The following is an 8,652-nucleotide window of genomic DNA, read 5'->3' on the forward strand; positions in this document are numbered from 1 at the left end:
GGGCATGATGAACATCCTTCCACCCGCAAGGATCAAATCCTCACAGGCAAAGTGTCAATCAAACCTTCAGCAGTCCCGAACGGAGGTTTACCGCTTGAGGCGAATCAATGACGCTACTGATCCTGGTCATACCCGGGGTATCGGCTAGCTGAGAATATCTGTCGCGCACTTCATCCAGCGCGTTGAGGGCGTGGGAGACGGTGACGAACTGGACTCGGAAGACCGGGCTGGTGAAAGGTACCTTCGACTGGCTTGAAGGCGTGTAGGCAGCTGTTGACCGATCCTTCGATGACGCACATGACATCTTTAAGTGCGGCCGGGAACTCAGGTTCGAAGCGCGTTGTGTAATAGTCTGCGCGGTCGAGCGTTACTGCAGAGGGTGCCTCGCCCCACAGATCCACAGGCAACGGCGTGAACTCTGGGGCATGACCAAATTGCCGGACGATCGCCGCTGCTGCCCGTCCGATGTCGTAACCGAGGCGGTTGGAGTACTCATTCGGGACGATTGTCCGCTCCGAAAGCCGCCCTGATCGTTGGAACTCTGCTGAACGGCTTGTCGAATAGACTCGGCCGTCCTTGACGCCCATGGCGAAGTTTCGACGGGGAGCCCACGCTTTAGAGTGCTCCCCGTCGATACGTTCGAAGTCTTGGATCACCCCGTCGTATAGCTTCTGGGTGTCGTCCAGGAGCTTGACGGTGTGTCTGGCCGCTTCAATTTCGGTCGCGAACTTCGAGGTGACTGCTCGGACCTGCGTCGGTCGGCGACGCCCAAGGAGGCCCATTCCTTCATGGACGATCCGTGCCATGTGGGGTGTTAGGGCTAAGCCGATGATTCCTTGCCACTGCGCGTTTGCTTGGCTTGCCTCACCCAACGACGCGATCCAGTTGACGTCATCCCGGAGCATGCGCAGATCCAACGCCGCCCAGTCGGTCCTAGCTGCCGCCCTGTCCTGCTGACGCTGTAATTTAGCGCTTTTTCCGCTCATGGTTTCGACACTAGCCCACACCGGTACACGCTCTTGGGAAAGACGTTGCTTCCTCTAATCCCGTGTTTCCAGCAAAGACCTTTAACGGCCGTGGATCCGATTTCGGATGGAAATCCGGTCGAATTCTTGATCACGGCTAGAGGGCGCGGATGTTTCGAGGCACAGACGCCGCGTCGCTAAGTTCCACCGCAAAATTACTGTTGAGAAACCTGTAGCCGTCAGCCTTCTCGGTAAGAAAATCGATGGCGACTAGCTTTTTGCCAGCCTTAGTGTTCTGCATATAGAAGTCGGGGACACTTGATAGCTCGCCTGCCAATTCACGCTTTCGGGCGCGGAAGTCGTCCTCAAACTCCATAGCCTTGGCGTTCACGATCCTGTTGGCGTCGGGCATGACCTGGTGAGTAAGCAGCACGTCATTGATCTCGCCCAGGCCGGCTTCGGTGAGAATGGCAGGGGCGATGTGACGACGTTTGTTTACCTGCTCCCGGCGGTACTTGGGCGACTCGACTAGGGCATCTACCGCGGCCCGTAGTTTGGCGTAGTGAACTTCTGTGCGGGCGTCCTCAACGGCGTCGTCCTCATTTTGCGCGGCTTGAACCGCTTCATCGATTTCCGTCAGCAACGGAGCAATCCATTCAGTTTGAGCCGTCCATTCATACACGATTCCGCTAGCTACCCATTTGACTGTCACCGACATGAGCGAATCATTGTGGATCTCAGCTTCCTCTAGCAGGCGTTCGGCCTTGAGCGGCAGTTCCTCGTAACCTTCGGTGCTCCGCATCCTGCTCGTCCAGAATGTTTCTGTCTCCACCGTGATAAAGGGAGCGTTCGCCATGACCGCTACTCGGAGAGCGTCGCCGATTTCAGCTTCAAACGGGTAGATCCGCACATCTGTTTCCCGAATGATGTCGACCCCGGGAATGATCGCCAAGCCGGCGGCGCTGGCCTGGTTTGGAATGTTGGCGGCGATCTGAGCCAGATCCGCGGACGTGTAGTTGAAGGTCATGATTCAGATATTAGTGAGAGAGCACGACGGGCGTGAAAGACCATCCCATCTGCGGACTTTTTTGTGCGGCCGTCGGCGTGGTCTTATGCGAGTTTGCATGGAGGTTGTGGTTGTCTAAAGGTAGATTTCTCAGACCTCGCATCGTCGGGGCCGTGGGGGATTGTCGTTGCCATCATTCTGATTTTGGTCTCGTTCGGACTTGCACTCTATGTATCTGTCCGCAATGACTCTGGGAAAGGTGGCCCTATGGCCGTTATCACTGACTGGTTCTCGGCACTCGCCGGAAATGTAGGCTCTGGCATGGTTGCGACAATCCTCTTAAGCGGGTTCCCGGATGCGTCCGCTGTCAGTGCCGACAGCTGCCAGCCGCAGCGAAGATTAATCTGAATGTGGCGGGCAAGATGCTGCCAAGGCAACGAGCGCTCGATTGGGCATGCAGCGGGACCTTGTCCAATCTTGCTAGTGCTCTGGCGGGTGGTGTCTTTAGACACTAGGAATTTGAGTTCCGCACAGATCCAGGGACCGTGACCATCTACCAGAAGAGCGAAGATTTCCTCCATACCCTGACGCAGCAGCTCAGCCGAATCAATCAACAAGTCGGCTGATCGAATTCGTCCGGGGAACCGCAAATTGTACATTCGTAAACGTCGGGCAGGACTTGAGTCGATTGATCCCGGCGCTACGGCTTGTGGGAGCGACGAGATTGATCTTTACGACGACATCGCACCAATGAAGATGCGGGACCCGGGCGTGCTGGAGATCTGGCGTTAGCCGGGGCCATCGCATCTGGTCTCATGAAAGAAGATACTGCAATGGCAATTGGCTGGCGTGACCCGGTTGGCGCTGATGGGACAGAACGGCGTCATTAGCTTGCGGCTCTGGCTGGCTTCTGTCGGTCAGGGCTCGGAGCTCCACATGTATGCCTTGGCGTTCGATCTGTTCCTTTGCCTTGGTCAGGCGAGCCGTCGCGGTTGCCAGGTTTCCGGCTTTGACCGTTTTCACGCAGTTCTCGGCTTCGGCGTTATAGGCGCGCAGCATAATGGTGGACATCTGGTTCACGAATTTCATGCCCTGCTTCGCGGAATTGTTGAACGTGAAGTTCGACGTCGCATGGATGGCCTGCTTTGCCCGGGCCATCTCCTTGTATTGGGCACCGACGGAATCCAGCCGGGCCGCCAAATGCGCGGAGTGTTCTGCTGGGTGGTCGAAGTCGAAGATTCCGACTTCCTGCAGCGCGGCCGAGGCGCGAGCTGTCACGAGTTGGCCTTCTGTTTGGGCCAGTTCAGACCGCAGAGCCTGCAGTTGTAACTGAAGCTGCTGGTTTTCAGCGCCCATTCCCGACGTTCGTTCTCCGCAGTGCGGCGAAGTTCATCCCGGCTGGCTTCTATTTGCTCGAACTCAAGCAGGCCGCGCTCATCGAGGATTCTCTGGAGCCGCTCCACATCGGCAAGTGCGGTCTCCGCCGTTTTCTTGGCTCCAAAGAACCTAACTTTGCGCGCGCCCCCAGCGCGTCCCTGACTCAGTTCCTGCGACCATGATCAACCTACGAATCGACGAGACGTACCACCACCTTCGCATCCAGGAAATGGTCCTCGCCGCAGAGCACCTCCAGGTCCTTGCCGCTGAAAAGGAACTGGAACGTGCCCGCCGTGAAGAGCTGCGCGAGCAGAAGAAAGCAGAGGCAGAACTCGCCGCCGCCCGGCAAAAGCTGGCCAAGGAACGCGCCATGCACCAAGCAACCCTGGACGCACTCATAGCCAAAGGCGACCTCGAAGGCGCAGAACGAATGCGCGCCAAAATCGCAGAGGACGAACTCGCCCTCGCAAGCGTGGAACGGCGCGCAGCGAACATCCGCGGCGGCTACGTGTACGTCATCTCCAACATCGGCGCTTTCGGGGAAAATATGGTCAAGATCGGCATGACCCGCCGGCTGGAGCCCATGGACAGGGTCAACGAACTCGGCGATGCGTCCGTGCCGTTCCGATTCGATGTGCACGCTCTCTTCTACTCGGACGACGCCCTCGCCACTGAGGCTATGCTGCATAGGACGTTCGCGGAACAGCGCGTGAACAAGGTCAACCTCCGCCGCGAATTCTTCCGGGTCACCCCGCACCAGGTCCTGGAAGTACTGAAGGAACACCACGTTGAACTGGTCGAATTCACAGAGTTGCCGACAGCTGAAGAGTTCCGCCTCAGCACCCCAGAAGCTGCAACATTGCCGGTGTAACGTTCTGGACAAGTGTTGTTTCCCCATCGTGCGTGCCCGGAGCATAGGCGTCTTGAGAGAGCAAAGGCCCTCCGTGGTTGCGCACGACGATTCCGCCGTACGCCGCTCATGCCTCAGTATTCGACAACGGCCGTGCCGTGCCCCGGGGAGCTACTGCTGCTCCGAGAGTGCGCCTGTGATTGGCTTCGATAGTTAGTTCGTCGGCCCGATCACCTGTTATGGGTGTTCGTTCGGTCCCAAACTGAGCCAGGATCGTTACGAACGGCTGCTCTGCCCTTCACTTCTCGGTTGTTGCAAGCTCTTTCCCCTGAGACAGCGCAGTCAATTGGGTTCTGCTGGGCTATGACGGATACTTCCAGACCCATCCTCCAAACCCCGAAGGATCGAACGACACTTCGCCCGACGGTGATGAGACGTCCAGAATGATCAAACCGTTAACCTGCTCGCCCTTTCCGATGTAGTCGGGCAAGAGCCTTGTTTTGTCGGCCAGACAGTTCTGCGTTGCGGATGACTCCACGGTGTTCATCCGCGTACCGTTCGCTGCGTAGCCCTTCCAGTAGTGGGACCCAAAACTTACTAGGCCATCTTCACTGTTTACTATCAGTGGTCCCGAGAACTGCGGCGTCGTTGTTGCTTCGATGGAAATCGCTAACGCAATCCCGTTGGGCGGCGCAGCGTACGGCGCGTCGCACTGGATGGGTTTGATGGACGTAACTTTAAAGGTCATGGTTGGAGGGGTGTTTTCTCCCGAGGTTAAGAGAACCGCGGGTTCACCGATCTCTTTAATTAACTGACCACGCGCGTTCTCGTTACGGGACGCCGTCGGGGTTGGTGTTGAAGTTGGCGACGCGGTGGCAGCAGGTGCAACAGAAACCTCAGGGGCTGCCTGTGGTGATGGGGCTGAACAAGCGCTGAGCATTGCCATTGAGAGTATGGTGAGCGCGGTCGATGAGAGTCTTTTCATTTCCCCTTCTTGGATAATCGTTCGTGTCTCAGCCTTTGAGACGGTGATCGTGGGCCGACGGTGCAGACAGCTCCAGATGTGGATCCGAGTGAAACGGGTAGGCCAACAAATTTCCCGCTTACGCCCTAGGCATCCCTGGCAGCCACACCGAGGGCCTAACCGCCATCGCCGGGAAACAACTGGAAGGACCTTGGTTACCGAAGGCCCTTCCAGTACATCTATAGTCCGGTCGTGCTCGCTCCGTATTCGGCTTGTTCGGGTGTGAAGCCTTCGAACAGGAGCTGGTCTACGAGGCCTGAGTGGGAGAAGGATGTGTATCCGAGGTAGCTCTTGGCCTTTTTGGCTGCTTGTTCGTTCCAATCGACCTTGACGCGGTCGGCTGCCCAGGTTGCGTCTTCGGGGGAGTACTTCTCGAATTCGAGTTGCTTGATCAGTCCGACGTAGGAGAACGCGGTGTACTGGAGGTAGCTCCCGGCCTTCCTTAAGGCGTTTTGTTGGCTGATCGTGCCTGCTGCGGCCTTGGCAGCAGCGTCCGCCTGAGCTTTGGCGTCTGCGTCTGCGTCTGCTTTCGCTTTGGCAGCGGCGTCCGCGTCGGCTTTTGCTTTCGCCGCGTCGGCCGCGGCCTGCGCTTTTGCGGCAGCGTCGGCAGAGGCTTTTGTCGATGCTTCGGCGGAGGCCTTGGCTGCGGCAACGGGGTCGGCTGTTGGTTCAGGTGAGGGTATGGAGGCTGTGGTTTTGGAAGAGGTGGCCGGGGTAACTGAGGAGGTTTGGACCGCTCCGGCCCGGGTGGCGTTCAGGATAATGCTGAGCAGTACGACGGCGGCGGTGACGATCAGCGCGACTTTCTTGTGCCTCTCGTAGCCCTCCAGCGGGCGGCCCTGCTTGTCTTTGGTCTTGTTGGCGAGCACGAGTATCAGGTCCACTAGGGCCCAGATGCCGAAGCCGCCGAAGGTGACCAGCTTCAGGATGCCGGTGCCGACTTTACCCAGATAGAACCGGTCTACGCCAAAGACACCAACGAGCAGGGACAGCAGCCATGTGGTCAGAAAGGATTTATTGCCAACGGGCGGCGGGCCGTACATCGGTGCTGAGGGATAAGGGGAGAGGTTGGGGTTTTGGCTCATGAGAGTCCTTTCATAGGACACCTGACCGACGTGCGATGCGAAGCGTGCGGGTGTGCAGTGATTGACGCTCTCTGAGGAAAGCCCTGGCAGGGTGTTGTCCCGCATTCTGGAGACTTTGCCTAGGTGGTTCGGGAAATGAGTTTGTCGCTTCCCCAAAAGCGTCGCGGGCTTCATGCCCATGAGTGGAATATTACACGGATGCAGGAAAAATAGAATCCATCAGGGCGCCGCCGCCGAAACGAATCGCCAGCTCTCAGATGGTGATTAGAATAGTGCCGTCGAGATGCCAGCCAGCTCCGATCTAACAAGCCCAAGATGGGCTCAAGTTTGGATCAAATTAGCATCAAAGTTCGCCAGTAATGTTGAGTCGACATAACGACCCGTTGCAAGCTTGACTTTTTGAATGGATCCGGCTCGTTAAAGGTACGTGAGGACTCCTCTATGCGTAAGGGGAGTCGCTTAGGGTTTTTCAACTACCAAACCAGGCGTAGGCAAGTACTTCACCAACCACTATGATCGCCACCCAGACAGCAAAATCAGCCAAAGAGTATTCTGCGAGGGAGTGATGGACGCCTTCGCCGCTTAGGACGGGTTGACCCTCTAGGAATTCTGCAGCGAGCTCATTGATTTCCTTTTGGTGCTCAAGACCATCGCGGACTTCGGCAGCCTGTTGTAGGAGTCCGTTCACGTTCGCGTTAGCCACTGATCCAGTGGACGAGCTGGCAAATTTCGCCAACACTGTCTGGATCTCGACGTTGCTCCCGGCCAAGGACTTTGCCCCGTAGAGCTGTGCAAGCGTTGGAGCCAGGACGCCGCCTTCTGGCATGAGGCGTTCAGCCAGCAGCTTTGATACACCCGTTTTCGGCGCCGCATCAATGAGCGCGCTCCTGAAGCCCAGCAGATTGACCTGCTGCAGAACAAGCGACCCTAGGTCCTTGGTAGCGTCGGCGAACGAAATGCCAGCAAGCTCGGCGAGGCTAGGTCGCATCGCGATGAGTGTAGCCGCTGCCCCGGCGAAACCGATGGTCGCTCCATCGAGTATTGGAGCATCATCAGAAGCCATGATTGCTGCACTTTAGTTCGTCCCCCTTTGGGCGTTCATCGGAATGAACTCAGGCGTCGTGAGCAGTTAGTAGCACGTCATCGAATCTACTCGCATGGTGGTCCCATTGCCGGAAAGGTCAGTAAAGTCGAGCTGCCCCTGTTCGTTGACGGCAAGAGCGCCAGTGGTTCGGACAGAGTTGTAGACAGAGACCCCGCTCGATGACAAGAACGAGACGTGGACACTTACCCCACCGGGGCAGCCCGATGGTTGTTTGTGGGTTGTGACCATCATGGACGAGCACGCGTACCTACCTGGACACTGATAGTTCTCGGTTGGTGAGGCGTAGTAGAGAAAGTCAGAGACATAACTCCAACCTTTGCTCTCCATGGCGACGCGATCCGCTCGTGCTGCGTCCGCGAGGGACTTAGCAGCCGCCGCTGCGAGTTCTTGGGTCGAACGGTCAAGCGCCGCTTGAGCTGCTTTGGATGCAGCTACGGCAGATTCGCTGGCGGCTGCTTTGGATGCGGCCGCATTGCTAGCTTCTGAGGCGGCACTTACGGAGTTGATGACAAGGAATCCGATGACGGCAGCGACTACCGCCAAGGCACCCACAACGCCTAAAGCGATCTTCAACCAGAGCCGGCCCTTGCGAGGTGGCAGCGCCTGTTGAGTGTTGGGATACTGAAGTGTCATTTTGGTGCCCCCAAAATCGGATGGTGATATGGCTGAACTACTACTACTGCCGATAGATGTAGTAAAGCTGGGACGGATGCCAACCTCCAACACCGCACATAATTGTTACCGGTGATAAGGGGCCTCTAATTGCGAGTTATTAATGCATAAATAGCTGAACTCGTGGCCCTAGTCTTGAACCAGGCCAAGTGGATTAAATTGTTCGACTCAGAGCTTGACCGGTCTCGACGCAGATCAGCGTGTCAGGTGCTCCTGGTGTATAGCTGAACCACTGAGTTTGGCATGGTCGAGCACGAACTAGGATCGTTTGGATTAGCGTCTCGCTCAGCTTTGTGGGTCAATCGCCGTGTCATAGATGCCGATTGTAGCGACAGCGGCCTTCCATCCACCCCCAGGCACATGACATGGACTGCCCCCGGCGTGGGCCTTTCGTCTCCCAAGGTCCATGGTTGACACCCATCAAGCGGCGGACATGACCGCAGGAGGACATGCCGCCACGGGGGCACCTCTTTGACGAGTCAACGCGAGTCCCCTGTTGCCTCACGTCAATAGGTCCGGGAAGCGTGGTTCGTTGCCTCATGTGAAAAGGTCCGTTTCGGGGCCTTGT

General features: G+C 57.2%; 9 protein-coding genes. 1 reads left to right on the forward strand and 8 read right to left on the reverse strand.

What is annotated here, in order from left to right:
- Window positions 1-170 precede the first annotated feature (170 nt).
- The 4 genes from SB659_RS18810 to SB659_RS18825 form a co-directional block, all read right to left on the reverse strand.
- The gene (locus SB659_RS18810; RefSeq protein WP_410551488.1) at window positions 171-986 is read right to left on the reverse strand and encodes a hypothetical protein; all 816 of its coding nucleotides are present in this window, start codon (window positions 984-986) and stop codon (window positions 171-173) included.
- Between the two features lie 136 nt (window positions 987-1,122).
- Entirely contained in the window at window positions 1,123-1,992 is an 870-nt protein-coding gene (locus SB659_RS18815) for a hypothetical protein (protein ID WP_410551489.1), read from the reverse strand.
- A gap of 792 nt (window positions 1,993-2,784) precedes the next feature.
- A complete protein-coding gene (locus SB659_RS18820; protein ID WP_410551490.1) occupies window positions 2,785-3,249 on the reverse strand; it encodes a DUF4041 domain-containing protein in 465 nt (154 codons plus the stop codon).
- Window positions 3,246-3,434: a hypothetical protein gene (locus SB659_RS18825; protein ID WP_410551491.1), complete on the reverse strand. Its 189-nt coding sequence runs from the start codon at window positions 3,432-3,434 to the stop codon at window positions 3,246-3,248. The genes SB659_RS18820 and SB659_RS18825 overlap by 4 nt, the downstream gene beginning before the upstream one ends.
- A gap of 92 nt (window positions 3,435-3,526) precedes the next feature.
- On the opposite strand from SB659_RS18825, the gene SB659_RS18830 reads away from it, so the two are divergent.
- Window positions 3,527-4,219, forward strand: a complete 693-nt coding sequence (locus SB659_RS18830) for a GIY-YIG nuclease family protein (protein ID WP_410551492.1) — start codon at window positions 3,527-3,529, stop codon at window positions 4,217-4,219.
- Between the two features lie 340 nt (window positions 4,220-4,559).
- Here the strand turns inward: SB659_RS18830 and SB659_RS18835 are convergent, their stop codons facing one another.
- The 4 genes from SB659_RS18835 to SB659_RS18850 all read right to left on the reverse strand — a co-directional run bounded on the left by SB659_RS18835 (window position 4,560) and on the right by SB659_RS18850 (window position 8,045).
- Entirely contained in the window at window positions 4,560-5,183 is a 624-nt protein-coding gene (locus tag SB659_RS18835) for a hypothetical protein (RefSeq protein ID WP_410551493.1), read from the reverse strand.
- 218 nt (window positions 5,184-5,401) lie between these two features.
- On the reverse strand, window positions 5,402-6,307 hold the full coding sequence (locus SB659_RS18840) for an Ltp family lipoprotein (protein ID WP_410551494.1): 906 nt from the start codon (window positions 6,305-6,307) through the stop codon (window positions 5,402-5,404).
- 469 nt (window positions 6,308-6,776) lie between these two features.
- A complete protein-coding gene (locus SB659_RS18845; protein ID WP_410551495.1) occupies window positions 6,777-7,370 on the reverse strand; it encodes a hypothetical protein in 594 nt (197 codons plus the stop codon).
- Window positions 7,371-7,436: 66 nt separating this feature from the next.
- On the reverse strand, window positions 7,437-8,045 hold the full coding sequence (locus SB659_RS18850; RefSeq protein ID WP_410551496.1) for a hypothetical protein: 609 nt from the start codon (window positions 8,043-8,045) through the stop codon (window positions 7,437-7,439).
- Window positions 8,046-8,652 lie beyond the last annotated feature (607 nt).

The organism is Arthrobacter sp. SIMBA_036 (assembly GCF_046535135.1).
Classification (GTDB): Bacteria; Actinomycetota; Actinomycetes; order Actinomycetales; family Micrococcaceae; genus Arthrobacter.

What these genes read in the sequence shown, in the direction of transcription:
- SB659_RS18835 (WP_410551493.1), bottom strand. Translation starts at nt 5,183, where the DNA reads ATGAAAAGACTCTCATCGACCGCGCTCACCATACTCTCAATGGCAATG.
- SB659_RS18840 (WP_410551494.1), bottom strand. Translation starts at nt 6,307, where the DNA reads ATGAGCCAAAACCCCAACCTCTCCCCTTATCCCTCAGCACCGATGTAC.
- SB659_RS18850 (WP_410551496.1), bottom strand. Translation starts at nt 8,045, where the DNA reads ATGACACTTCAGTATCCCAACACTCAACAGGCGCTGCCACCTCGCAAG.
- SB659_RS18810 (WP_410551488.1), bottom strand. Translation starts at nt 986, where the DNA reads ATGAGCGGAAAAAGCGCTAAATTACAGCGTCAGCAGGACAGGGCGGCA.
- SB659_RS18815 (WP_410551489.1), bottom strand. Translation starts at nt 1,992, where the DNA reads ATGACCTTCAACTACACGTCCGCGGATCTGGCTCAGATCGCCGCCAAC.
- SB659_RS18845 (WP_410551495.1), bottom strand. Translation starts at nt 7,370, where the DNA reads ATGGCTTCTGATGATGCTCCAATACTCGATGGAGCGACCATCGGTTTC.
- SB659_RS18830 (WP_410551492.1), top strand. Translation starts at nt 3,527, where the DNA reads ATGATCAACCTACGAATCGACGAGACGTACCACCACCTTCGCATCCAG.